Genomic DNA, 24,404 nt, shown 5'->3' on the forward strand with positions numbered 1-24,404 from the left:
ACGGCGCGCATTATGCCGTGGGCTAACGAGAAATATTCTGTTTTACACGCAAAAGCCCCACGCATCCGATGCGTGGGGCTTTGGGCCAGAAGTGGGCCGCGTTTAGAAGTGGAAACTGGTGGTCAACAACGCCGTACGACCGGCCGCCTGGTTGGCGAAGTGCGCCGCGTAAGCTTTGTCGTAGTAGGTCTTGTCGGTCAGGTTTTGCACGTTCAGTTGCAGGTCGACGTTCTTGGTCAGCTTGTAGCTGGCCATGGCGTCGTAGCGCGTGTACGACGGCACGTAAACGGTGTTGGCCGCGTCGCCGTAAACCTGGTCGACGTAGAACGCGCCGCCGCCGATGGTCAGCTTTGGCGTGATGTCATAGGTGGTCCACAGGCTGAAGGTGTTTTTCGGCGTGTTGGGCATTTGGTTGCCCTTGTTGGAACCGGCAGTGACGACACCCTGGCGGTTGCCGTTTTTGCCGGGGTCAACCAGCTCGCTTTTCAGGTAGCTGTAGCCGGCGAACACTTGCCATTGTTCGGTGAGCTTGCCGCTGGCGGACAGTTCGATGCCGTCCACTCGCGATTCGCCCGCGGTTTCGTAGGTGTTGGAGTCCACCAGAATGCGCGTGTTTTTCTTCTCGGTACGGAAGATCGCGCCGGTCAGGGACAGGCGGTTGTGGAACAGGTCCCACTTGGTGCCCAGCTCGTAGTTGACGGTTTCTTCGGGTTTCAGGTCGCTGGTGTTGATGCCGGTGACGAAGCCGTTGGTTTCCTGGCCTTCACCGACCATGCCGCCGGCAGGCGATGCCGAGGTGGCGTAGGAGGTGTAAATGCTGCCGTTCTCCAGCGGCTTCCAGACCAGGCCCGCCTGCCAGTTGAAAAACTGGCTGTCGTCCTTGATTTTGCTGCGCCCCGCGGCGGCGTTCGTGTTGGCTTCGGTGTCGAAGGTGTCGTAGCGCAGGCCGAGGTTCAACAGCCATTTCGGGTCCAGCTCAAGGGTATCGAACACGTAGGCGGCGCGGCTGGTGGCCTTGGTGTTGGTGCCGTAGTAGTTACGCGCGACGCTGCCGGTCCAGGCGTCATCCGGCGTCGGGTTGCTCAGCGAGGTGCACTGCCCGCCCAGGCTGCCTTTGGCCACGGTGCAGGTCGGGTTGGCGTTCGGGCTGACTGTGTAGCCGCTGACGCGGGTTTCTTCGCCGGTGAATTCCAGGCCGGTGGAGTACGAGTGCTTCATGCCCGCCAGCTGGAAACTGCCGAACAGGTCGGTCTGGTTGGTGGTGGTGTCGGTGGTCGACACTCGCGTGTTGGCACGGCGCCACACGGTGCCGAAACGGCTGACGTTGCGCTGGCTGTCGTCCGGCTGAGTGAGCACGTAGTCCTGGCCGGTGCTGCCATGGCGCAGGGTGTTTTTCAGCGTCATGTCGTCGTTCAGGTCGTGCTCGATGGAGAACGTGCTGATATCGGCGCGGGTCTTGCGGAAGTCGCGGTCTTTCAAGCCGTAGAAGTTGTTGCTGTCGCCGCCATCGGTGGGTTTGTCGTGCCCGTGGGCAGTGGCGGTCGGCGAGCTGTAGCCGTAGGGAATGCCCGAGTCCGGCAGGTCGTTGCTTTCCATGTGGTAGTAGCTGAAGTTGACGCGCGTCGGCGTGCCCAGGCCGAAGGTCAGCGACGGTGCTACACCCCAGCGGTCATAGTCGATGACATCGCGGCCAGCCACGTTCTGCTCGTGGCTCATCAGGTTCAAGCGGAACGCGGCGTTGTCGAGGAACTGGCGGTTCACGTCGAGCACGTAGCGGCGGGTCTGGTCGGAGCCGTAGGTGAAACCACCGTTGGTGAAGTCGCGCGCCTGTGGCGTTTTACTCACCAGGTTGATGCTGCCGCCAGCCGAACCCCGACCGCCAAACGAGGAGTTCGGGCCTTTGCTGACTTCAATCGATTCGATGTCGAAGATCTCGCGGCTCTGGCCGCCGGTGTCGCGCACGCCGTCCAGGTAAGTGTCGCCCTGGGCATCAAAACCGCGAATGAACGGACGGTCGCCCTGAGGGTTGCCGCCTTCACCGGCACCGAAAGTAATGCCCGGTACAGTGCGCAAGGCGTCCTGCAACGAGGTGGCGGCGGTGTCCTTGAGCACTTGTTGCGGCACCACGGTCACCGAACGCGGGGTGTCTACCAGTGGCGCGGTGTACTTTTGCGAAGCGGCTTTTTCCACCTGGTAGGACGTGTTGTCCTGCTCCTGGCCGGTAATGCTGGTGGCGCCCAGGGAGATGCTGTTGCGCTCGCCTTTGTGTTCGGTGCTTTCGGCCGCTTGCGCCAATTGGGCGGCAGAGCTGGCGCTGAGTGCGACGCCGATGGCCGAAGCCAGCATGCGTGGTGAACTGGCTGGTGTTTTTAGCAGTGTGCGCGACATTGACGTGTCCCTTCCCCAAGGTTGTAAGGCCGCGGAATATAGGGTCAACAAGAGTTTCTATCAATTGCGATACATTACTATTCGCACTGAATTTACATTCTTTACACTTTTTGCTTACGGTTTTTACGAACTCGTTCGTCTCCCGCGTTTTACAGGGCGGATAAGAATCAATACCATTGGCGCCTCTCTGCCTTCAGGTACCGCCCCATGCTGCTGCACATTCCCGGCCTGTTCTCTCGCGAGGAGGTGCTGCGCATTCGCCAAGCCTTGGAAAACACCGAGTGGGCCGACGGTAAAATCACCGCCGGGCATCAGTCCGCCAAAGCCAAACACAACCTGCAATTGCCCGAGGGCCACCCGCTGGCCAAGGAAATTGGCGCGGCGATGCTCGAGCGTTTGTGGAAAAACCCGCTGTTTATGTCAGCGGCGTTACCGCACAAGGTCTTCCCGCCTTTGCTCAATTGCTACACGGCCGGTGGCAGTTTCGACTTCCACATCGACAACGCCGTGCGCCAGGCGCGGGGCAGCCATGAACGGGTCCGGACCGATCTGTCGTCCACACTGTTTTTCAGTGATCCGGATGAATACGACGGTGGCGAGCTGGAGATCCAGGACACCTTTGGTCTGCAGCGGGTCAAGCTGCCGGCCGGCGACATGGTGCTGTACCCAGGTTCGAGCCTGCACAAAGTCAACGCCGTAACCCGTGGCGCGCGTTACGCTTCGTTCTTCTGGACCCAAAGCCTGGTGCGTGAAGACAGCCAGCGCACCTTGCTGTTCGAGATGGACGGCGCCATCCAGCAACTGACCCGCGATGTTCCTGACCATCCAGCGCTGATCCAGCTCACCGGCACGTACCACAACCTGTTGCGCCGCTGGGTCGAGGTCTGACATGGGCTTTTTATTGCGCCGTGAAGAAGTGCTCAACGTCGAGCAACTGCAAAGCATGCTCGACGATTCCCCGGTGCGCGCCGCCCAGGCGATTTTGATGGCAGCCAAGGCGGGCGTGGTTGATGCCCAGGCCTTGCTGGGACAAATCCTGCTGGAAGGGCGCGGCATTGCGCGCGATGAAGCGCTGGCGCTGCGCTGGTTCCAGATCGCCGCCAACGGCGGGCAGTTGATGGCACGCAATATGGCCGGGCGTTGCCTGGAACATGGCTGGGGCTGCGCCGTAGATGAGGTGGCAGCTGCGCGGGAGTATCGCCTGGCGGCAGAGGCCGGGTTGGACTGGGGCCAATACAACTATGCCAACCTGCTGGCCACCGGTCGTGGTGTCGACGAAGACCGACCGCAAGCGCTGGGGTTTTATCGGCTGGCTGCAGAGCAGGGCCACGCCAAGTCGATGAACCTTGTGGGGCGTTATTTGGAAGACGGCCACTATTGCCCGAGGGATTTTGAGGCGGCCGTCGAGTGGTATCGGCGCTCAGCCGAAGGCGGGGATTTTCGCGGGCAGTTCAGTTATGCCGCGATATTGGCTGACCGAGGCCGAATCGACGAGGCATTGGCGTGGCTGCGCAAGGCGCTGGCGGGCGGCAATCTGAAGTTTTTGCGAACGGCCCACGCTGCGTTGGCCGCAGCCACTGACCCACAGATTCGTGCAATGGCCGAGGCCTACCAACAGCGCGCCGCGAGCCTTTGCTAACCGATAAAAAAACCCATGACATGTCATGGGTTTTTTGTGTGCGAATTGCTTACACGTAGTAAGACTTCAACGGTGGGAAGCCATTGAATTCCACGGCGCTGTAGCTGGTGGTGTACGCACCGGTCGACAGCCAGTACAAACGGTCACCAATCGCCAGGTTCAGCGGCAGGCCGTACTTGTAGTTCTCGTACATGATGTCGGCGCTGTCGCAGGTAGGGCCGGCGATGACCACTTCTTCCATCTCGCCTTTCTTCTCGGTCCAGATCGGAAACTTGATGGCTTCGTCCATGGTTTCGATCAGGCCGGAGAATTTGCCCACGTCGGTGTATACCCAACGCTCGACGGCGGTGCGGGATTTACGCGCAACCAACACCACTTCGCTGACCAGGATGCCGGCGTTGGCGATCAACGAACGGCCCGGCTCCAGGATGATTTCCGGCAGGTCGTCGCCGAAATCTTCCTTGAGGAAGCGGATGATTTCTTCGGCGTAGGTTTCCAGGCTGTTGGTGCGGGTGATGTAGTTGGCCGGGAAGCCACCGCCCATGTTGATCAGCTTGAGGTGGATGCCGTCTTCTTCCTTCAGGCGTTCGAAGATCACTTTGACCTTGGCAATCGCCGCGTCCCACACGCTGATGTCGCGCTGCTGCGAGCCGACGTGGAAAGAGATGCCGTATGGCACCAGGCCCAGGTCACGGGCGAGGATCAGCAGGTCCATGGCCATGTCGGTCTGGCAGCCGAATTTGCGCGACAAAGGCCAGTCAGCCGTGGTCGAGCCTTCGGTGAGGATACGCACATAGACTTTCGAGCCCGGCGCGGCCTTGGCGATGTTGCGCAGGTCGGCTTCGGAGTCGGTGGAGAACAGACGCACGCCCTTATCAAAGAAGTAGCGAATGTCCTTGGATTTTTTGATGGTGTTGCCGTAGCTGATACGGTCGGGGCTGACGCCACGGTCCATGACCTTGTCCAGCTCGTAGATCGAGGCGATGTCGAAGCTCGAACCCTTGTCTTTCAACAGGTCGATGATCTCGACGGCAGGGTTGGCCTTGACCGCGTAATAGACTTTGGCGAATTCGAAACCGGCGCGCAGGTCATCGTAGGCCTGGCTGATCATCGCGGTGTCGATCACCACGAACGGGGTTTCTTGCTTGTCGGCGAACGCCTTCATTTTGTCAAAAGTGGCGCGCGCGAAATAATCTTCGACGTTGATCGACATGCTGGGAACTCCTAAGGGCAAACTAATTTGATCAATGGGTGCAAATGAACGTCCTCCGTATCCCCACTTTGGTTCGCCTACTTCCCAAGGCATGTCGCCGAAAGCAAAAAGGCCACGGGAATAACCGCTTCCCTTGGCCTTGCTGTCTCGTCGTCAGTACTTGAGCCGGATGGATCGTTTCCAGCATGGACGTTCGGCGCGAACTTTAGGACGTGAGGGGCCATAGATCAACTAAAAATGTCGCGTTTTTGCACGCGTTCGTCGCAGGACCGCGTGCAGCTACTTATGTAACCGACCGGTGTGACGGATTGATGTTCCCCGGGAGGGCCAAATCGGTGGGATTTCCCTGACTCACCAACGGGCAAATGTGGGAGGGGGCTTGCCCCCGATGGCGGTGTGTCAGTCACTTCATCAGTCACTGATCCACCGCTATCGGGCGCAAGCCCCCTCCCACCTGTTGCGCTGTGTTATTTCAGGTCAGGCCAGCGCAGTCTCGGCAGGGGAAACAATACTGGTCTTGCCCCCACGCGACTTACCGGAACTCAAGTACTCGGCAATCGACTCCTGGGTCACTTCACCGAGGAACACGCGCTCCGCGTCCATCACCGGCAACCACGAGCGGTTGAACTCGTACATGCGCGACAACAGGATGCGCAAGTGCTCGTCGTACGCGGCCGTGGCGTTGAACTCGCGCAGGTACTGGCCGCACGTACCGGTCTGACGGTGCAGGTCGCGACGTCGTACATAACCCAGCGCCTTGTTCTCGGCACAGGTGACCACCACGTAGCGACGGTCCGTTTCGTCCATCAGCTCCAGCGCCTCGGCCACCGGGGTTTCCGGGCTCACCGACGGGGCGTTGTCCGCCGCGTCTTCGGCTTTCACCAGCAGCAGGCGCTTGAGGGTGCTGTCCTGGCCGACGAAATTGCTCACGAACTCGTCAGCCGGATGCGCCAGCAGCGTGTCCGGGTGGTCGATCTGCAGCAGCTTGCCGGCGCGGAAGATCGCAATCTTGTCGCCCAGCTTGATCGCTTCATCGATGTCGTGGCTGACCATGATCACGGTCTTGTTCAGCGCGCGCTGCATCTCGAAGAATTCGTTCTGGATCATCTCGCGGTTGATCGGGTCCACCGCGCCGAACGGCTCGTCCATCAGCAGCAGCGGTGCATCGGCCGCCAGGGCACGGATCACGCCGATGCGCTGTTGCTGGCCGCCCGACAGTTCACGCGGGTAGCGATGCAGGTATTGCTTGGGTTCCAGCTTGATCATGCTCATCAACTCGCGGGCGCGGTCGTGGCATTTCTGCTTGTCCCAGCCGAGCAGCTTGGGCACCACCACGATGTTTTCCTCGATGGTCATGTTCGGGAACAGGCCGATCTGCTGGATCACGTAACCGATGTTGCGACGCAGGGTCACCTCATCCAGGTCGGTGGTGTCTTCGCCGTTGATTAGGATCTTGCCCGAGGTGGGCTTGATCAGGCGGTTGATCATTTTCAGCGTGGTGCTTTTGCCGCAACCCGAGGGGCCGAGGAACACGCAAATCTCGCCTTCATTGACGGTCAGGCTTACGTCGTTCACGGCAGATACGGTTTTGCCGTTGCTTTGAAAAGTCTTGGTCAGGTTTTGAAGTTCGATCATTTGAGCAGTCCTTTTGGAGTCAGCGAGCGTTGCAGCCATTGCAGAAGCAGGTCGGCGAAGATGGCCAGAAGACTGACCAGCACGGCGCCAACGATCAGCATCGACATGTCGCTGCGGCTGATGGAAGCCAGAATAAGTACACCCAGACCGCCGGCGCCGATGGTGGCGGCAATGGTCATCACACCAATGTTCATCACCACGGCGGTGCGCACACCGGCGAGGATCACGGGCACGGCGATGGGCAGTTCAACCATGCGCAGGCGCTGGCCGAAGGTCATGCCGATGCCTTTGGCGGCTTCGCGAATGCCCGGTTCCACGCCCGTCAGGGCCAGGTAGGTGTTACGCATGATCGGCAGCAGCGAGTAGAGGAACACCGCGGTGATCGCCGGCATTGGCCCCAGGCCCTGGCCGAACTTGGAGTAGAAGGGCAGCAGCAGGCCGAACAGCGCGATCGACGGCACGGTCAGCAGCACGGTGGCGCTGGCTTGCAGCGGGCCGGCCAGGGTCGGGAAGCGCGTCATCAGCACGCCCAGCGGCACGCCCACGACGATTGCCAGAATGACGGCAATGCCGACCAGGGTGATGTGCTGCCAGGTCAGGTGCAGGACCTGGGCCCAATCAAGATGGGAAAAGGCGTTCAGAAATTCCATGTCTTCTCCTCTTATTGGCTGATGGGATGTTGGCGCAGGAAGTCTGCGGCCACGGCGGACGGGCTTTCATGGTCCACGTCGACCCGCGCGTTCAGCTGGCGCATGGTTGCGTCGTCGAACAGCGCGGCCAGTGGTTTCAGGTCGGCGGCCAGTTCAGGGTGAGCGTTGAGATAATCCTGACGCACCACCGGCGCGGCGGTGTAGTCCGGGAAGTAGTGTTTGTCGTCTTCCAGCAGCTTCAATTTGAAGGCGTTCAGGCGACCGTCGGTGGTGTAGACCAACCCGGCAAACACCTGGCCATTACGCAGCGCGGTGTAGACCAGGCCGGCGTCCATCTGCCGGGTGTTTTTGCGCGTGAGGTTCATGTCATACAGCTTGACCATGCCGGCCATGCCGTCGGAACGGTTGGCGAACTCGGTGTCCAGGGCCACCAGGCGCGTGCCTTTGGTTTTCTCGGCCAGGGCTTGGGTCAGGTCGCTGATGCTGTTGATCTGCGGGAATTCCTTGGCCACGTTTTCCGGCAACGCCAATGCGTAGGTGTTGCTGAATTTCGACGGGGAGAGCCAGACCAGGCCTTTTTTCGCATCGAGTTCTTTGACTCGGGCGTAAGACTGTTCGCTGTCGAGCTTCTCGTCCACATGGTTGTAGGCCACCAGCGACACGCCGGTGTATTCCCAGATCAGGTCCAGTTGCCCGCTTTCCTGGGCACTGCGCGCCAGGTTGCTGCCCAGGCCGCCGGTCACGCGGGTGTCGTAACCCTTGGTGCGCAGGTACTGGGAGGTGATTTCGGCGAGCAGCGTCTGTTCAGTGAACACGCGGGCGCCGATGCGGATGACGGGTTTTTCGGCGGCTTGCGCAACACCTGCCAACAGCAGGACGCAGCCTAATATCAAGCTTAACTTTTTCATGTCGATTCCTTTGCCAAGCCTTAAGACGGACGCAACCCGCGTTCCAGCCAGAGGCGGCTGGCCATGGTCACCAGACCGTCAAGCAGCAATGCCAGCAGCGCGGTGCACGCGGCGCCGAGCAGCAGTTGCGGCTGATTGTTCAGGGCGATGCCGGGGAAGATCAGGCTGCCCAGGCTGTTGGCACCGATCAGGAACGCCAGCGGTGCGGTGCCGACGTTGATCGCCAGGGCCACGCGCACACCGCCGATGATGATCGGCACGGCGTTGGGCAATTCCACGCGAAACAGCACCTGGCGCGGCGTCATGCCGATGCCGGTGGCGGCTTCTTTCAACGAGCCTTGAACGTTTTTGAGGCCTTCGTAGGTGTTGCGCACAATGGGCAGCAACGAGGCGAGGAACAACGCGAAGATGGCCGGGCCACTGCCGATGCCGAGGACGCCGAGGGCGATGGCCAGTACGGCCAGGGGCGGGACGGTGTTGCCGATGTTGAAGATCTGCATGAAGCGTTCTGCGCGCCCGACCATGTTCGGTCGGCTGAGCAGGATACCGGCGGGGATGCCTACAACGAGGGCGGCCAGCATGGAGACAAGAACGAGGATCAGGTGTGCTTGCAGGTAAAACAACAAATCGTCGCGGTACAGTTCGATCGTGTTGATGCCGATCCAGTGGACCAGCAGGGCCAGGAGAGCGACGACAACCGCTCCTCCTATCAGCCCTTTGCCATAGCGAATAGCCACAGGCGGACTCCTTTTTTTCTTCTGTCGGCGTCCACATTTCCGAGCGGCAATGCCATTCCTGGCTGTCGGCGAATGTGGTCGCGAAATGCAGCTTGCCAATGCCGGTTAGACGACATGAGGTCAAGCCATGAGCGCAGCCTCGTCAGGCTAACTTGCTGATTTTTCAGCCCCTGGTACGAGTGCGATAGCAGGGGAGTGGACGTCTCTACCTTTTAAAAGGTTCCACACTTGGCAGCATTTAGCCACCCCCAATCGGGTGAACGGTGGTCTGGCTCCCTGGGTTTGCGCTATACTCGCCGCCCTTTTTTGACTCACCTGCCAGGCGATTTCCCATGACCCACCAGGCCGCCGAAGTCGCGAAACGCCGCACTTTCGCCATTATTTCCCACCCCGATGCCGGTAAAACCACCATCACCGAGAAGCTCCTGCTGATGGGCAAGGCAATCGCAGTGGCCGGCACGGTGAAATCCCGCAAATCGGACCGCCATGCCACCTCCGACTGGATGGAAATGGAAAAACAACGGGGTATTTCCATTACCACGTCGGTCATGCAGTTCCCGTATCGCGACCACATGGTCAACCTGCTCGACACCCCGGGCCACGAAGACTTCTCCGAAGATACCTACCGCACCCTGACGGCGGTGGACTCGGCCTTGATGGTCCTCGACGGCGGTAAGGGCGTTGAGCCACGTACCATCGCGCTGATGGACGTTTGCCGCCTGCGAGACACGCCGATCGTCAGCTTCATCAACAAACTCGACCGCGATATCCGCGACCCGATCGAGTTGCTCGATGAAATCGAAGCCGTCCTGAAGATCAAGGCTGCGCCGATCACCTGGCCAATCGGTTGCTACCGCGACTTCAAGGGTGTGTACCACCTGGCCGACGACTACATCATTGTCTACACCGCCGGCCACGGCCACGAGCGCACCGACGTCAAGATCATCGAGAAGCTCGACTCCGACGAAGCCCGCGCCCACCTGGGTGACGAGTACGACCGCTTCGTCGATCAACTGGAACTGGTGCAGGGCGCCTGCCACGCGTTCAACCAGCAGGAATTCCTCGACGGCCAACTGACGCCGGTGTTCTTCGGTACTGCGTTGGGCAACTTCGGTGTCGACCACGTACTCGACGCCGTCGTGAACTGGGCGCCGAAACCTCTGGCCCGGGTTGCCAATGAGCGCACGGTGGAACCGGTTGAAGAAAAATTCACCGGCTTTGTGTTCAAGATCCAGGCGAACATGGACCCCAAGCACCGCGACCGTATCGCCTTCATGCGTATCTGCTCCGGCAAATACGAAAAAGGCATGAAGATGCGCCACGTGCGCACCGGCAAGGACCTGCGCATCGGCGATGCCCTGACGTTCTTCTCCTCCGAGCGTGAACAGCTCGAAGAAGCCTACGCCGGCGACATCATTGGCTTGCATAACCACGGCACCATCCAGATCGGCGACACCTTCACCGAGGGCGAAGTGCTGGGCTTCACCGGTATCCCGCACTTCGCCCCGGAACTGTTCCGCCGCGTACGCCTGCGCGACCCGCTCAAATCCAAGCAACTGCGCCAGGGCCTGCAGCAACTGGCGGAAGAGGGCGCCACCCAGGTGTTCTTCCCCGAGCGCAGCAACGACATCATCCTCGGTGCCGTCGGCGTGCTGCAGTTCGATGTGGTCGCCAGCCGCCTGAAAGAGGAATACAAGGTCGAATGCTCCTACGAGCCAATCACCGTGTACTCCGCGCGCTGGATCGATTGCAGCGATAAGAAGAAGCTGGAAGAGTTCTCCAACAAGGCTGTGGAAAACCTGGCAGTGGACGGCGGTGGTCACCTGACCTACCTGGCCCCGACCCGGGTGAACCTGGCGTTGATGGAAGAGCGCTGGCCGGATGTGAAATTCCGCGCGACCCGTGAGCACCATTAAGGTCTGAGCGGCACAAAAAGGGCGAAGCTGTCATGGCTTCGCCCTTTTTTGTGGGCGCCGATATTCTAAGTGTGGGAGCGGGCTTGCTCGCGAATGCGGTGTATCAGTCAACATATTCAGTGACTGACACTCCGCATTCGCGAGCAAGCCCACTCCCACATTTTGATCTCCACAAGGCGATGAATTGGCGAGATATCCGCATCCGGTCTAGCGTTTCAAATAATTCACCCATTCACCGACGGATCTGGAGGCTACCTTGCGTATAACTCAACGGGCTATCTGGTTGGTGCTTTTTGGCACCCTGGGTGTGTCCACCGCCTTGGCATGCACCTCGGCGTTGGCCGACACCGGCACGCCCCAATGGAAAGACACCGGCCCGGTGACCAAGAAAAAGCAGAACGAGGTCAACTCCGGCAGTTGGCAACCCCAAGCCCAGCCCGCGCCCAAGGAGGATGCGGAAAACCCCTATAACGAAGGCGAGGACAGCGACACCTACGACGATGGCGACACCTGAAGCCTGGCGCAAACCCGGCATTGGGACTAGCTTCTAACCTGGCGACGGTAAAACGCTGTCGTGCAGGATTCATCTACTGACTGGACGGAAATCGACCATGAGTATTTTTCAACGTGTAGTGCTGTTGATAAAAGTGCTGGTGCTGTTGTCGTTGGGGATGTCGACGGCCTGGGCGCATAACCCGGTGCAGGGCAGTCAGACGGGCTTTTCGGCGGTGCAGACAGCGCAGGGCAAGGGACTGCAACTGGCCAAGTCGGAAGCCGAGCCAGGCGATGAGGACCAAGGCGGTTCCAAGGATGATGACGACCAGCAAGCCCCGGATGACGATGATAGCGATCAAGGTGACAGCGATACCTGAGTCGGCCTGAAGTACAGTCCCACCCGTCAGGTATGCACCGCCTGACGGGAGGGCTGTATACCGTTAAACCCGCCCCCCTTTGAATCATGCGATATCGTTGAAGTAGTCGCTGTTCACTATCTTGTCTATTGAAAGTCCCTGTCCTGGCAGGTAATCGGTACTGCTCGCTGCGGTGAATTTCATATCACTGCTGCCCTTGGTAATGCTGCGCTCACCGGCTGTGGACGTACGGGTGGTGTAGACCGTATTTCGCATCGCCACGTACCCGCTCAAATCATTATTCATTTTGGTAAGACGGTCATTAATCTGGCCGGGCGTGAGGTTGAGTTTCTTTTCCAGGCGCACCCCCCATCGCGTCAGGCAAGTTTCTGCAAAGTGACGAACAATCTCGCCGGGTTCGGCATATACCTTTGCACCCTGGTTTCCGTCGGGGGCTGCATTACCCACCAAGGTCGCGTGGCGCCCGGGCATTGGATAGATATGAACATGGGTGTTTGTATCAAAGGCGGGTACGACACACGCGAATCCGGAGGATCGCTCGTCCCTGGCGTAAAAACCGACGTACTCTTTAACGTTGCTGCCGAGCGTTACTCGACTGCTCTGGAAGTTCAAGAGCCCGGGAACCGGGTCGACAGCGAAGATATTGACCGGCACATTCTTCAAGACGCTGTCATTGAGCATGGCGTTGGCCAGCATGTGGCAGCTGATCCCGCCGCGGCTCCAACCGACCAGGTTGACGCGCGTGGGAATGATCCCGTCTTTTCGAAAGGTCTTGATGATCTGCTCTTGCAACTGTTGCTGCGTTACTTTGCGCGTACCGTAATCGTAAGTGCGCCAATACCAACTGCCGGTGACTTTGACGTCTTCAATTGGAATGCCGGCTTTTTGCAGTTGGGTGTAGTTTTCCTCAGTCAGTTTTTCGCGCTGCCAGGTAAACGTGCCCTTCATGATGTTAACCGCGTGAGCCACATTTTCTTCCCAGCCAGAGCCCAGGGCGGTGCCCTTTAATTGAAGATAATTGCCAGACTCGGAGAACATTTCATCGGCTTGCAAGTTGCCGCTGCCGGGGCCGTCGATAACGATCCATTCGGCAAACTCCTTACTGACGCTTTGAGTGTTTTGCGCCAGCGTGGAAATCAACTCACCGTTCCAATAACTGGCGTGAGTATCGTCAAACTTGGTTGAGCCAGTGCCGCAGAAAAAAACAGTGAATGTTGTCATGAGCGATTACCCGTCCATTGGATAAAGGGGGTGAGCTCATAACAATGCAAAAGGCCGTGGCTGGCTACTGTGAGAACTGACAGGCAGTTAGATTGGTTTCGAATACTGAAGGGGATTTGTTGATCAAATGCGGGTGGTGATCAGCCAAAAAAAAGCCCCTCCCAACAGGCTGATGCGCAACCTGATGGGAAGGGCTTGTAGAACACCTGTCATGCCCTGGCGTTATCGCCAGGGCATTTTTGTTGCACGCAGGCTCAGGCCACGAACTGCTCCGCGTAGTGGCAAGCCACTTGGCGGTTATCCAGCGGCCGCAACAGCGGCTCCTCGCTGCTGCAACGTGCTGTCGCGTACGGGCAGCGCTTGTGGAACGCGCAGCCAGATGGCGGGTTCAGCGGGTTGGGCAGTTCGCCGACGATCTTGATCTTCGGCTTGTTCGGGTCTGGGTGGATGGTCGGGGTGGCCGACAGCAGCGCCTGGGTGTACGGGTGCAGCGGACGAGCGTAGATGTCTTCCTTGGGGCCCACTTCCACCGGGCGGCCTAGGTACATCACCATCACGTCGTCGGCAACGTGTTGCACCACTGCCAAGTTGTGGGAAATGAACACGTAGGCGGTGTTGAATTCCTGTTGCAGGTCCATGAACAGGTTAAGTACCTGGGCCTGGATCGATACGTCGAGTGCCGAGGTCGGTTCATCCGCCACCAGCACTTTAGGTTGCAGCATCATGGCGCGTGCCAGGGCAATACGCTGGCGCTGGCCACCGGAGAACATGTGCGGATAGCGCTGATAATGCTCGGGGCGCAGGCCCACTTGCTTCATCATCGCCTGCACTTTTTCGCGGCGTTCGGCGGCGGACAGGTTGGTGTTGATCAACAGCGGCTCGCCGAGTTGATCACCGACTTTCTGCCGAGGGTTCAGCGAGGCGTACGGGCTCTGGAACACCATCTGCACGTCTTTGCGCAATTGCTTGCGCTGGGCCTTGTCGGCACCGGCGACTTCCTGGCCGGCGATTTTCAACGAGCCGGACGACGGCTCTTCAATCAGCGTCAGCGCGCGGGCCAGGGTGGATTTGCCGCAACCCGACTCGCCTACTACGGCGAGGGTCTTGCCGGCTTCCAGTTCAAACGACACACCATTAAGCGCGCGTACCAGCGCGTGGCCCTTGAACAGGCCACGGGAGACTTCGTAGTGACGGGTCAGGTCGCGGGCGGTAAGAACGACGGCCATTACGCCACCTCCTGGTTCAAGGGGTAGAAGCAGCGCGCGAGGCTGTTGCTTTTCGGGTCAAGGCCAGGCCGCTGGGCACGGCAGGATTCCTGCACATACGGGCAACGTGGCGACAGCAGGCAACCCTGCGGGCGGTCATAACGACCGGGAACAATACCCGGCAGCGTGGCCAGGCGCGTGGCGCCCAGGCTGTGCTCGGGGATCGCCTTGAGCAGCGCTTCGCTGTACGGGTGCGCCGGGATGTCGAACAGCTGCGGCACCTGGCCAACTTCCACGGCCTGGCCGGCGTACATCACGCACACGCGCTGTGCGGTTTCAGCCACCACGGCCAGGTCGTGGGTGATCAGCACCAGGCCCATGTTCTGCTCTTTCTGCAGGGCCAGCAGCAGCTCCATGATCTGCGCCTGAATGGTCACGTCCAGCGCAGTGGTCGGTTCGTCAGCGATCAGCAGTTTCGGCTCGCCGGCAATTGCCATGGCGATTGCGACACGCTGGCTCATACCACCGGACAGTTGGTGCGGGTAGGCATCCATACGGCTGGCCGCGCCCGGAATTTCCACTTTTTCGAGCAGTTCGATCGCACGTTTGCGCGCTTGCTTGCCGGACATTTTCAGGTGCAGGCGCAGCACTTCTTCGATCTGGAAACCCACGGTGTAGCTGGGGTTCAGCGCGGTCATCGGGTCCTGGAACACCATCGCCAGGTCTTTGCCGACGATTTGGCGGCGCTGACGGTTGCTCAGCTTGAGCATGTCTTTGCCATCAAAGTTCAGGGCGTCGGCGGTGACGATGCCGGGGTGCTCGATCAGGCCCATCAGCGCCATCATGGTCACGGATTTACCCGAGCCCGACTCGCCAACGATCGCCAGTACTTCGCCTTTGTCGACCGAAATGTCGAGGCCATCGACCACCGGCACGGCGGTCGCGTCGCCGAAGCGTACGTTGAGATTCTTGATTTCTAACAGTGACATGGGAATCTCCTCAGGCGGCGTTCTTGAGTTTCGGGTCCAGCGCATCGCGCAGGCCGTCACCCATCAAGTTGATTGCCAGCACGCTGAGCAAAATGGTCAAACCCGGCAGGCTCACGACCCACCAGGCGCGTTCGATGTAGTCACGGGCCGAAGCCAGCATGGTGCCCCACTCAGGGGTTGGCGGTTGTACTCCAAGGCCAAGGAAGCCCAGGGCCGCGGCATCGAGAATCGCCGAGGAGAAGCTCAAGGTCGCCTGTACGATCAGCGGCGCCATGCAGTTGGGCAGCACGGTGATGAACATCAGGCGTGGCAGGCCGGCACCAGCGAGGCGGGCGGCCGTTACGTAGTCGCGGTTCAGCTCGCCCATCACCGCAGCACGGGTCAGACGCACATACGAGGGCAGCGACACGATCGCAATGGCGATCACGGTGTTGATCAGGCCAGGGCCGAGGATTGCGACAATGGCGACAGCCAGCAGCAGCGACGGCAGGGCCAGCATGATGTCCATCAAGCGCATGATGGTTGGGCCGAGCATGCGCGGGAAGAACCCGGCGAACAGGCCCAGCAGGATGCCCGGGATCAGCGACATCACGACCGACGACAAGCCGATCAGCAAGGACAGGCGCGAACCCTGGATCAGGCGCGAGAGCAGGTCACGGCCCAGTTCGTCGGTGCCGAGCAGGAACTGCATCTGCCCGCCTTCCAGCCAGGCTGGAGGGGTGAGCAGGAAGTCGCGGTATTGCTCGCTTGGGTTATGCGGCGCAACCCAAGGGGCGAAGATCGCGCAAAACACCACCAGCAACATGAACAGCAGGCCGGCAACGGCGCCTTTGTTCTTGGAAAAGGCTTGCCAGAATTCTTTGTACGGGGACGGGTACAGCAGGCTTTGATCGACTGCTACCGCGGAAGTAGGTGTGGTCATGGTCATGATCTCAGCGCTGGTGACGGATGCGTGGGTTGGCGAAGCCGTAGAGGATATCCACCACGAAGTTCACCAGAATCACCAGGCAGGCGATTAACAGGATGCCGTTTTGCACCACGGGATAGTCCCGAGCGCCAATGGCTTCGATCAGCCATTTGCCGATGCCGGGCCACGAGAAGATGGTTTCGGTCAGGACCGCACCGGCCAGCAGCGTGCCCACTTGCAGGCCGACCACGGTGAGTACCGGGATCAGCGCATTACGCAGGCCGTGGACAAATACCACGCGCGCCGGCGACAGGCCTTTGGCCTTGGCGGTACGGATGTAGTCTTCGCGCAGGACTTCGAGCATCGACGAACGGGTCATCCGCGCGATCACCGCCAGCGGGATGGTGCCGAGCACGATGGCCGGCAGGATCAAGTGGTGCAGGGCGTCGAAGAACGCATCGGGCTCGTCAGCCAGCAGCGTGTCGATCAGCATGAAGCCGGTGCGCGGCTCGATGTCGTAGAGCAGGTCGATACGCCCGGAAACCGGGGTCCAGCCCAGGCTGACCGAGAAGAACATGATCAGGATCAGGCCCCACCAGAAGATCGGCATCGAATATCCCGCGAGGGAGATGCCCATCACCCCATGGTCGAACAGGGATCCTCGTTTCAAGGCCGCGATCACCCCGGCCAACAGGCCCAGGACACCGGCGAACAACAGGGCGGCCATGGACAGTTCCAGGGTCGCAGGGAAGAGGGCGGTGAATTCGGTCCACACGCTGGTGCGCGTGCGCAGTGACTCACCGAGGTCGCCGTGGGCGAGTTTGCCTACGTAGTCCAGGTATTGCGCGTACAGCGGCTTGTTAAGGCCGAGGCGTTCCATTGCCTGTGCGTGCATCTCGGGGTCGACTCGTCGTTCGCCCATCATGACTTCGACAGGGTCGCCGGGGATCATGCGAATCAACGCAAACGTCAGCAACGTGATGCCGAAAAACGTGGGGATCAATAACCCCAATCGGCGGGCAATAAAACTAAACATCTTGTTGTGTACCTCAATCAGCCGGTTAGGCAGGTTCGGCACCGTCAATGGCGACGGTGCCGAGCGTCTTCTCTTATTACTTCACCTGGGTGGTGGCGAAGTTATTGGTCGTCAGAGGGCTTTGGGTATAACCCTCGACGTTTTTGCGCATGGCGGTGAACATTTTCGGGTAAGCCATGGGAATCCACGGTTGATCCTTCTCGAAAACGTCCAGTGCTTGTTCATAGAGTGCAGCGCGCTGGGCCGGTTCAGCGATAGCGCGCGCCTTGTCGATCAAGTCTTGAAACTCTTTGTTACACCAGCGGGCGTAGTTTTCGCCGTTTTTGGCTGCATCGCAACTCAGGTTTGGTGTGAGGAAGTTATCCGGGTCCCCGTTATCCCCCGCCCAACCGGCGGACACCATGTCGTGCTCACCGTTTTTGGCGCGCTTGAGCATTTCGCCCCATTCCATGACCTTGATGTTCACTTTCAGGCCGATCTGCGCCAGATCCGCCTGCATGCGCTGGGCGCCGAGCATCGGGTTGGGGTTGGTCGGGCCGCCGCCGTTACGGGTGAACAGGGTGAACTCAGTGCCTTCCGGCACGCCGGCTTCCTTGAGCAGGGCGCGGGCCTTGTCCAGGTCGCGCGGTGGGTTTTTCAGCTTGTCGCTAAAGCCCAGCAGCGTTGGCGGATACGGGCCGGTGGCGTCGACAGCGTTGCCTTTGCCGTACAGGGACTCGTTGTAGCCTTTTTTGTCGAACGCGATGTTGATCGCGTGGCGCACGCGCGCGTCGCTCATGTACTTGTGGGTGGTGTTCAAGGCGGTGTAGCTGGTGGTCATCGCCGCCAGTTCCGCGACTTTCAGGTTCGGATCAGCCTTGGCGCTCGGCACATCATCGGGCTTGGGGTACAGCGCGATCTGGCATTCGTTGGCCTTGAGCTTTTGCAGGCGCACGTTGCTGTCGGTAGTGATGGCCAGGATCAACGGGTCAGCCGGCGGCTTGCCACGGAAGTAGTCCGGGTTGGCCTTGAAGCGCACCTGGGCGTCTTTGGCGTAACGGTTGAAGATGAACGGGCCGGTGCCGATGGGCTTGGCGTTCAGGTCATCGGTCTTGCCGGACTTGAGCAACTGGTCGGCGTATTCGGCGGAGTGAATCGAGGAAAACGCCATGGCCAGGTCGGACAGGAACGGTGCTTCAGGACGGGTCAGGGTGAAGACCACGGTGTGGTCATCGGTCTTCTCTACGCTCTTGAGCAGTTCCTTGAAGCCCATGCTTTCAAAGTACGGGTAGCCCACGTTGGACTTGTTGTGCCACGGGTGATTCGGGTCCAGCTGGCGCTGGAAGCTCCAAAGCACGTCGTCGGCATTCATGTTGCGCGTGGGTTTGAAGTAATCGGTGGTGTGGAACTTGATGTCGTCACGCAGGTGGAACGTGTAGGTCAGGCCATCGGCGCTGATTTCCGGCAGGTCTTTGGCCAGGGCAGGCACGACTTCGGTGGTGCCGGGCTTGAAGTCCACCAGGCGGTTGAACATGGTTTCTGCCGCGGCGTCAGCGGTGACGGCGGTGGTGTACAGGACCGGGTCAAAACCTTCCGGGCTGGCTTCGGTGCAGACCACCAACGGTTTGGCCGAAACGCCGATCGCAACGCTCAATAGCGCAGCGGCAATGGCAGCTTGTAACGGGAGCATTTTCATTCAGAGCCCTCTGCAATCGAGTGAACCAGACAAGCGTAGACAGCGGGCTCGTCCTGAGCCCGCCGTTTACCTGGCGCTAATTAAAGAATGTTGAACGGGATGGTGGTGACCAGGCGGAACTCACGCAGGTTACCGTCAGCCTGGTTGGCGCTGGCGCGGTGAGTCACGTAGGTACCACGAATGGTGGTGGCCTTGAGTGCGCCGCTTTGAATCGCGTAGGAAGTACCTACGCCGTATTCCTGGTGTTTCTCGCCGTCTTGGGTCTGGATACCGTTGTAAGCAAAGCCTTTCACGCCGCCGTCGCCGGTGTAGTGAGTGCCGTCGATGCCCCAGCCGCGAGCCGAGTAGATGTTGAACTTCAGGCCTGGCACGCCGTATTCGGCCATGTTGATGCCGTAGGCGATCTGGAAGGATTTCTCGTTCGGGCCGTTGAAGTCGGACGTCAGGGAGTTGGCCAGGTAGATGCCGTTGGTTTCGTGCAGGTAGTCGAAGTACTCGTTACCGTTCACTTCCTGGTACGAGAAGGTCAGGCTGTGAGCCTGGTGAGTCAGGCCGAGCGACAGCGAGTAAGTGTCGTTGTCGATCTTGCCCATCAACTTTTTGCCTTCGTCGACGGTTTTGTAGTAGTTCAGGCCGGTGGTCAGGCTCAGTTGCTGGCTGTCACCCAGTTCATGGGTTGCGCCGAAGTAGTACTGGTTCCAGAAGTCTTTGACTTGAGCGCCGAAGAAGCTGGTTTTCAGGCTCTTGAACGGCTGGTAGTTCACACCGGCGGTGTAGACGTGATCCGCTTCCTGGCCATTGCCGTATTCGCTGCGGAATTTCGACAGGCTCTGTTCGGTACGTGGCGACACGCGGTCGAAGTAAGCGCCCTGGAACGACAGGTTGCTGAACTCTTCGCTGTTGAGGGCAAAACCTTCAAAGCTCGACGGCAGTGCGCGGTTGCCGATGGTGTCGATAATGCCGCTGCTGAAGTTCTGGCGACCGGCGGTCAAGGTGGTGTTGGACACACGGAACTTGACGTTGGCCAGGCCCAGTTTGCTCCACTGGCCTACGGCATCGCCGTCGGAGTCGGCCAGGGTACGGTTGGAACCGCCCTTGATGTCACGCTTGCTCTGGTCGAGCGCGATGACGTTGTAACCCGCTACTTCGGTTGCTACCCCAACAGTGCCTTGGGTGAAGCCCGAGGAGTAGTTAAGGATGGTGCCTTGCAGCCAGTTGGTACGGTAGGCGTCGGTGCGAGCCTCGCCGTGCTTCTGGTAAGTGAACTTGCTACCACGGAAACGCTGCTCGTTGGAAAACCAGTTACGGGTAGTACCGCCCAGGCTTTGACCGTCGATAAAGCCTTTGGCCTCGCTTTGGGCGCTGGTGCCGGCCAATGTGGTCGGAACGAAGTCCTGGCTCTGGGTTTCAGCGAAGGCGGTCGCCGTGATGCTGCTGATGGCCAGGGCCAGAAGCGCTTTGCTGCTCAGTTTCATGGGTGGAGCTCCTTTGGTTCTCTTTTTAATGCCGGTCTTTTTAGGTGAACCGGCTATTGGGTGTGTAACTCGTTCAAGCCTTTGCAAACGTTTGCCCTAGGAAATTTCCCAACAAAAGGCTGCACGTTTGCCAGGGAGCCAACGTCGCTCCCTGCAATCCGGTTATTTTTTTATGGGTTGATACTGACGCCCGAGAACACGTTGCGGCCGAAGGGGCTCACTTTAAAACCTTCGACTTTGGCGCTTAACGGCTGGTTGACCGTCGAGTGGGCGACGGGCGTGATCGGCACCTGCTGCTTGAGCAGTTGCTGCGCCTGTTTGTAGAGAACAGTCCTTTGTTCGCGGTCGGTCACGACCTTGGCTTGCTTGATCAGCTTGTCGTACGCCGGGTCACACCACATGGAGTAGTTGTTCCCGCCGATGGCGTCGCAGCTGTAAAGAGTGCCCAGCCAGTTGTCCGGGTCACCGTTGTCGCCGGTCCAGCCGATCAGGCTGATGTCGTGCTCACCGTTCTTGGTGCGCTTGATGTACTCGCCCCATTCGTAGCTGACGATCTTGACCTTGAGGCCGATCTTGGCCCAATCGCTTTGCAGCATTTCGGCCATCAGCTTGGCATTGGGGTTGTAAGGCCGTTGCACCGGCATCGCCCACAGGGTGATCTCGGTACCTTCCTTGACGCCGGCGGCCTTGAGCAATTCCTTGGCTTTTTCCGGGTTGTAGGCAGCGTCCTTGATGGTGTCGTCGTAGGACCACTGGGTCGGCGGCATGGCGTTGACTGCCAGTTGGCCGGCGCCCTGGTACACGGCGTTGAGGATGCTTTGCTTGTTCACCGCCATGTCCAGCGCCTGACGCACTTCGAGCTGGTCGAAGGGTTTGTGGCGCACGTTGTAGGCGATGTAACCCAGGTTGAAGCCGGGTTTGGTCAGCAGTTGCAGGTTCGGGTCGGCCTTGAGGGCGTCGACGTCGGCCGGGCGCGGGTGCAGCGTGATCTGGCATTCACCGGCCTTGAGCTTCTGTACCCGCACCGACGCATCGGTGTTGATGGCGAAGATCAGCTGGTCCAGCTTGACCCGGCTTGGGTCCCAGTACTGTTTGTTACCCACGTAACGGATCTGCGAGTCTTTCTGATAACGCTGGAACACAAACGGACCAGTGCCGATCGGCTTCTGGTTGATGTCGCTGGGCTTGCCTTCCTTGAGCAACTGCTCGGCGTACTCGGCCGACAGAATCGAGGCAAAGCTCATGGCGATGTTTTGAACGAACGCAGCGTCGACCGTATTCAAGGTCATCACCACGGTGTGCGGGTCGGTTTTCTCGACCTTGGCAATGTTCTTGTTCAGGCTCATCCCGTTGAAGTACGGAAACTCGGTGGGGTAGGCCTTGCGAAACGGGTGGTCGGGGTCAAGCATGCGGTTGAAGGTGAACAGCACGTCGTCGGCGTTGAAGTCGCGCGTCGGCTTGAATTCCTTGTTGCTGTGGAATTTCACCCCTTCACGCAAGTGAAAGGTGTAGGTCAGGCCGTCTTCGGAAATATCCCACTTGGTTGCCAACCCAGGTACCACATTGGTCGCGCCTTTTTCGAACTCAACCAAGCGGTTGTACAGCGGCTCGGCCGCATCGTTGTCGGTGGCGGTGGTGTACTGCGCGGTGTCAAACCCGGCCGGGCTGCCTTCAGAGCAGAACACCAGGCTCTTCTTGTCGGCGGCTTGGCCCATCGTGGCCACAGCCAGCAGGCTGGTGCCAAAAATTGCGGATAGAACAGTGGTATGGCGCATGACGATCCCGATCCTTGTTTGTAGTTGTCATCAGCGAGCAATCACCCAGGCTCGAAGCCTGGGAGACATCACTGATCCCACATACGGCAGGTGCCTTTCCGATATTGGTGCCTCTGCTGTCGTACGACGGTATGGGCCGTGGACTTCGCAGTAAATGCGCCAAAACGGATTGACCTTGTAGGCAACAGACGCACCTATCGCAGTTCGTTGCCGTAGGACGGTAACGGTTGCAAAGGTGGTCTGATTCCTACGGTCCAGGCGGATGCAATAACGGCGACGTTATGAAACGTCGCCGTTATTAATCCTTACTTGCCGCTTACGCTCACGCCGTAGAAGGAGTTCAAGCCAAACGGGCTGATCTTGAAGTCCTGCACGGTGTTGCGCATGGGTTGATACACCGTCGAGTGCGCGATAGGTGTGTAAGGCAATTCATGTTTCAGGAGTTGTTGCGCCTGCTTGTACAGTTCGGTGCGCTTGGCCACATCAGTGGTCGACTTGGCCTGACTGATCAGGTCGTCATACTGCTTGTTGGTGAACTTGGAGAAGTTGTTACCGTTCAAGGCCGAGGAGGCAAAGAGGGTACCCAACCAGTTGTCCGGGTCACCATTATCACCGCTCCAGCCGATGATCATCGCCTGGTTCTCGCCGCCTTTGGAGCGCTTGATGTACTCGCCCCATTCGTAGCTGACGATGTTGACCTTCAGGCCGATCTGTTTCCAGTCGCTCTGCAGCATCTCAGCCATCAGTTTGGCGTTCGGGTTGTACGGACGCTGAACCGGCATGGCCCACAAGGTGATCTCGGTGCCTTCCTTGATACCGGCTTCCTTGAGCAGTTCCTTGGCTTTGGCCGGGTCGTACTTGGCGTCTTTGATGGTGGTGTCATACGACCATTGGGTCGGCGGCATGGCATTGACGGCCAGTTGGCCTGCGCCCTGATACACGGAGTCGATGATCTGCTGCTTGTTGACCGACATGTCCAGCGCCTGGCGAACGCGCAGGTCTGCCAATGGGTTTGGCGTGGTCTGGCCCTTAAGCACAGGCATGACGTTGTAAGCGATATAACCCAGGTTGAAACCCGCCTGGTGCGGCATCTTCATGTCCTTGTCCGCTTCCAGTGGCTTGATGTCCGCTGGGCGAGGATAGGCCGTGATCTGGCACTCATTCTTCTTGAGTTTTTGAATGCGTACCGAGGCGTCAGTGGAGATCGAGAAGATCAGGTTATCAACCTTGACGTCTTCAGGCTTCCAGTAGTCCTTGTTGCCGGTAAAGCGGATGTTGGAGTCTTTCTGGTAGCTTTTGAAAACGAACGGACCGGTGCCGATTGGCTTCTGGTTGATGTCGCTGGCTTTGCCTTCCTTCAACAGCTGGGCAGCGTATTCGGCCGACTGGATCGACGCGAAACTCATTGCCAGGTTCTGGATGAAAGCCGCGTCCACGGTGCCAAGGGTGAACTTGACGGTGTGGTCATCAACTTTTTCGATGTTCTTGATGTTCTTGTCCATTTCCATGTCCGAGAAGTACGGGAACTCGGTTGGATAGGCTTTACGGAACGGATCGTCCTTGTTGATCATGCGATTGAACGTGAACAGCACGTCATCGGCATTGAATTCACGAGTCGGCTTGAAGTACGGAGTGGTGTGGAACTTGACGCCTTCACGAAGGTGGAAGGTATACGTCAGGCCATCCGGGGAAACGTCCCAACTGGTGGCCAGGCCAGGAACAACGGCGGTGCCGCCACGTTCAAATTGGCTCAGGCGGTTGAACACGGTTTCGGCCGAGGCATCGAAGTCTGTTCCGGTGGTGTACTGGCCTGGGTCAAAACCGGCCGGGCTCCCTTCGGAGCAGAACACCAGGTTAGTCGCCGCTTGGGCGAAAGGGGCTGCGGCCATAAGGCCAGCGCTAACTAAAAGCGGAAGGACTGCGTGTTTAAGCATGTTGGCCTCATGATTTGTTGTCATTTTTGGTGTTGAGGGCGACCTCGTGAGTCGGCCTGCGGATACTTATGCAGGGGCCATACCCATTGCAAGATGCTGAACCGTCGTGAGGGCCAAACAGTGGTACGAACGTACAGGAATGTCGCATTTATGAAAGTTTGTACATAAATGCATATATATAGAGGGTTTTTTCGGTGCATTTGACGCACCAAAAAAGCCCAACCGAGGC

20 protein-coding genes are annotated in these 24,404 nt (G+C 59.2%); 5 read left to right on the forward strand and 15 right to left on the reverse strand.

What is annotated here, in order from left to right; genetic code table 11:
- Nucleotides 1-102: 102 nt before the first annotated feature.
- Entirely contained in the window at nt 103-2,388 is a 2,286-nt protein-coding gene (locus tag AACW30_RS04400; protein WP_106578623.1) for a TonB-dependent receptor, read from the reverse strand.
- A gap of 207 nt (nt 2,389-2,595) precedes the next feature.
- On the opposite strand from AACW30_RS04400, the gene AACW30_RS04405 reads away from it, so the two are divergent.
- Both AACW30_RS04405 and AACW30_RS04410 read left to right on the forward strand, forming a co-directional pair.
- Nucleotides 2,596-3,276 (forward strand): Fe2+-dependent dioxygenase, encoded by a 681-nt coding sequence (locus AACW30_RS04405; RefSeq protein WP_106578624.1) that lies wholly within the window; start codon nt 2,596-2,598, stop codon nt 3,274-3,276.
- Between the two features lies 1 nt (nt 3,277).
- On the forward strand, nt 3,278-4,027 hold the full coding sequence (locus tag AACW30_RS04410; protein ID WP_200624361.1) for a tetratricopeptide repeat protein: 750 nt from the start codon (nt 3,278-3,280) through the stop codon (nt 4,025-4,027).
- Nucleotides 4,028-4,076: 49 nt separating this feature from the next.
- Here AACW30_RS04410 and AACW30_RS04415 read toward each other — a convergent pair whose 3' ends face one another.
- The 5 genes from AACW30_RS04415 to AACW30_RS04435 form a co-directional block, all read right to left on the reverse strand.
- Nucleotides 4,077-5,240 carry a type III PLP-dependent enzyme gene (locus AACW30_RS04415; protein WP_017138295.1) on the reverse strand — a complete coding sequence of 388 codons (1,164 nt, stop codon included), beginning with the start codon at nt 5,238-5,240 and terminating at the stop codon, nt 4,077-4,079.
- A gap of 477 nt (nt 5,241-5,717) precedes the next feature.
- Nucleotides 5,718-6,875: an osmoprotectant ABC transporter ATP-binding protein OsmV gene (locus tag AACW30_RS04420; protein WP_053131666.1), complete on the reverse strand. Its 1,158-nt coding sequence runs from the start codon at nt 6,873-6,875 to the stop codon at nt 5,718-5,720.
- Nucleotides 6,872-7,525 carry an ABC transporter permease gene (locus AACW30_RS04425; RefSeq protein WP_027604864.1) on the reverse strand — a complete coding sequence of 218 codons (654 nt, stop codon included), beginning with the start codon at nt 7,523-7,525 and terminating at the stop codon, nt 6,872-6,874. The genes AACW30_RS04420 and AACW30_RS04425 overlap by 4 nt, the downstream gene beginning before the upstream one ends.
- Before the next feature lie 11 nt (nt 7,526-7,536).
- Complete coding sequence (locus AACW30_RS04430) at nt 7,537-8,433, reverse strand: glycine betaine ABC transporter substrate-binding protein (RefSeq protein WP_124416419.1); 897 nt, start codon at nt 8,431-8,433, stop codon at nt 7,537-7,539.
- A gap of 20 nt (nt 8,434-8,453) precedes the next feature.
- A complete protein-coding gene (locus tag AACW30_RS04435) occupies nt 8,454-9,170 on the reverse strand; it encodes an ABC transporter permease (protein WP_025856261.1) in 717 nt (238 codons plus the stop codon).
- A gap of 332 nt (nt 9,171-9,502) precedes the next feature.
- On the opposite strand from AACW30_RS04435, the gene AACW30_RS04440 reads away from it, so the two are divergent.
- The 3 genes from AACW30_RS04440 to AACW30_RS04450 all read left to right on the forward strand — a co-directional run bounded on the left by AACW30_RS04440 (nt 9,503) and on the right by AACW30_RS04450 (nt 11,958).
- Nucleotides 9,503-11,086 (forward strand): peptide chain release factor 3, encoded by a 1,584-nt coding sequence (locus AACW30_RS04440; RefSeq protein WP_106578627.1) that lies wholly within the window; start codon nt 9,503-9,505, stop codon nt 11,084-11,086.
- 256 nt (nt 11,087-11,342) lie between these two features.
- Nucleotides 11,343-11,600, forward strand: coding sequence for a hypothetical protein (locus AACW30_RS04445; RefSeq protein WP_106578628.1), 258 nt, complete (start codon nt 11,343-11,345; stop codon nt 11,598-11,600).
- 97 nt (nt 11,601-11,697) lie between these two features.
- On the forward strand, nt 11,698-11,958 hold the full coding sequence (locus tag AACW30_RS04450) for a hypothetical protein (RefSeq protein WP_106578629.1): 261 nt from the start codon (nt 11,698-11,700) through the stop codon (nt 11,956-11,958).
- Between the two features lie 84 nt (nt 11,959-12,042).
- Here the strand turns inward: AACW30_RS04450 and AACW30_RS04455 are convergent, their stop codons facing one another.
- The 9 genes from AACW30_RS04455 to AACW30_RS04495 form a co-directional block, all read right to left on the reverse strand.
- Nucleotides 12,043-13,179: a hypothetical protein gene (locus AACW30_RS04455; RefSeq protein ID WP_124416421.1), complete on the reverse strand. Its 1,137-nt coding sequence runs from the start codon at nt 13,177-13,179 to the stop codon at nt 12,043-12,045.
- 254 nt (nt 13,180-13,433) lie between these two features.
- The gene (locus tag AACW30_RS04460; RefSeq protein ID WP_106578631.1) at nt 13,434-14,405 is read right to left on the reverse strand and encodes a peptide ABC transporter ATP-binding protein; all 972 of its coding nucleotides are present in this window, start codon (nt 14,403-14,405) and stop codon (nt 13,434-13,436) included.
- Complete coding sequence (locus tag AACW30_RS04465; protein WP_106578632.1) at nt 14,405-15,373, reverse strand: ABC transporter ATP-binding protein; 969 nt, start codon at nt 15,371-15,373, stop codon at nt 14,405-14,407. Before AACW30_RS04465 ends, AACW30_RS04460 begins: the two co-directional genes overlap by 1 nt.
- 10 nt (nt 15,374-15,383) lie before the next feature.
- The gene (locus tag AACW30_RS04470; RefSeq protein ID WP_106578633.1) at nt 15,384-16,295 is read right to left on the reverse strand and encodes an ABC transporter permease subunit; all 912 of its coding nucleotides are present in this window, start codon (nt 16,293-16,295) and stop codon (nt 15,384-15,386) included.
- A gap of 10 nt (nt 16,296-16,305) precedes the next feature.
- Nucleotides 16,306-17,316: an ABC transporter permease subunit gene (locus AACW30_RS04475; protein ID WP_106578740.1), complete on the reverse strand. Its 1,011-nt coding sequence runs from the start codon at nt 17,314-17,316 to the stop codon at nt 16,306-16,308.
- Between the two features lie 76 nt (nt 17,317-17,392).
- Entirely contained in the window at nt 17,393-18,991 is a 1,599-nt protein-coding gene (locus AACW30_RS04480; protein WP_106578634.1) for an ABC transporter substrate-binding protein, read from the reverse strand.
- An 80-nt stretch (nt 18,992-19,071) separates the two neighbouring features.
- On the reverse strand, nt 19,072-20,466 hold the full coding sequence (locus tag AACW30_RS04485) for an OprD family porin (protein ID WP_106578635.1): 1,395 nt from the start codon (nt 20,464-20,466) through the stop codon (nt 19,072-19,074).
- A 170-nt stretch (nt 20,467-20,636) separates the two neighbouring features.
- Nucleotides 20,637-22,181, reverse strand: coding sequence for an ABC transporter substrate-binding protein (locus tag AACW30_RS04490; RefSeq protein WP_371924155.1), 1,545 nt, complete (start codon nt 22,179-22,181; stop codon nt 20,637-20,639).
- Nucleotides 22,182-22,546: 365 nt separating this feature from the next.
- Nucleotides 22,547-24,175 (reverse strand): ABC transporter substrate-binding protein, encoded by a 1,629-nt coding sequence (locus tag AACW30_RS04495; protein WP_106578637.1) that lies wholly within the window; start codon nt 24,173-24,175, stop codon nt 22,547-22,549.
- Between the last annotated feature and the right edge of the window lie 229 nt (nt 24,176-24,404).

It is taken from the genome of Pseudomonas sp. MF6747 (assembly GCF_963890955.1).
Lineage (GTDB): Bacteria > Pseudomonadota > Gammaproteobacteria > Pseudomonadales > Pseudomonadaceae > Aquipseudomonas.

What these genes read in the sequence shown, in the direction of transcription:
- AACW30_RS04420 (WP_053131666.1), bottom strand. Translation starts at nt 6,875, where the DNA reads ATGATCGAACTTCAAAACCTGACCAAGACTTTTCAAAGCAACGGCAAA.
- AACW30_RS04470 (WP_106578633.1), bottom strand. Translation starts at nt 16,295, where the DNA reads ATGACCACACCTACTTCCGCGGTAGCAGTCGATCAAAGCCTGCTGTAC.
- AACW30_RS04490 (WP_371924155.1), bottom strand. Translation starts at nt 22,181, where the DNA reads ATGGGCCAAGCCGCCGACAAGAAGAGCCTGGTGTTCTGCTCTGAAGGC.
- AACW30_RS04485 (WP_106578635.1), bottom strand. Translation starts at nt 20,466, where the DNA reads ATGAAACTGAGCAGCAAAGCGCTTCTGGCCCTGGCCATCAGCAGCATC.
- AACW30_RS04430 (WP_124416419.1), bottom strand. Translation starts at nt 8,433, where the DNA reads ATGAAAAAGTTAAGCTTGATATTAGGCTGCGTCCTGCTGTTGGCAGGT.
- AACW30_RS04425 (WP_027604864.1), bottom strand. Translation starts at nt 7,525, where the DNA reads ATGGAATTTCTGAACGCCTTTTCCCATCTTGATTGGGCCCAGGTCCTG.
- AACW30_RS04480 (WP_106578634.1), bottom strand. Translation starts at nt 18,991, where the DNA reads ATGAAAATGCTCCCGTTACAAGCTGCCATTGCCGCTGCGCTATTGAGC.
- AACW30_RS04400 (WP_106578623.1), bottom strand. Translation starts at nt 2,388, where the DNA reads ATGTCGCGCACACTGCTAAAAACACCAGCCAGTTCACCACGCATGCTG.
- AACW30_RS04460 (WP_106578631.1), bottom strand. Translation starts at nt 14,405, where the DNA reads ATGGCCGTCGTTCTTACCGCCCGCGACCTGACCCGTCACTACGAAGTC.
- AACW30_RS04410 (WP_200624361.1), top strand. Translation starts at nt 3,278, where the DNA reads ATGGGCTTTTTATTGCGCCGTGAAGAAGTGCTCAACGTCGAGCAACTG.
- AACW30_RS04405 (WP_106578624.1), top strand. Translation starts at nt 2,596, where the DNA reads ATGCTGCTGCACATTCCCGGCCTGTTCTCTCGCGAGGAGGTGCTGCGC.
- AACW30_RS04450 (WP_106578629.1), top strand. Translation starts at nt 11,698, where the DNA reads ATGAGTATTTTTCAACGTGTAGTGCTGTTGATAAAAGTGCTGGTGCTG.
- AACW30_RS04455 (WP_124416421.1), bottom strand. Translation starts at nt 13,179, where the DNA reads ATGACAACATTCACTGTTTTTTTCTGCGGCACTGGCTCAACCAAGTTT.
- AACW30_RS04465 (WP_106578632.1), bottom strand. Translation starts at nt 15,373, where the DNA reads ATGTCACTGTTAGAAATCAAGAATCTCAACGTACGCTTCGGCGACGCG.
- AACW30_RS04440 (WP_106578627.1), top strand. Translation starts at nt 9,503, where the DNA reads ATGACCCACCAGGCCGCCGAAGTCGCGAAACGCCGCACTTTCGCCATT.
- AACW30_RS04495 (WP_106578637.1), bottom strand. Translation starts at nt 24,175, where the DNA reads ATGCTTAAACACGCAGTCCTTCCGCTTTTAGTTAGCGCTGGCCTTATG.
- AACW30_RS04475 (WP_106578740.1), bottom strand. Translation starts at nt 17,316, where the DNA reads ATGTTTAGTTTTATTGCCCGCCGATTGGGGTTATTGATCCCCACGTTT.
- AACW30_RS04415 (WP_017138295.1), bottom strand. Translation starts at nt 5,240, where the DNA reads ATGTCGATCAACGTCGAAGATTATTTCGCGCGCGCCACTTTTGACAAA.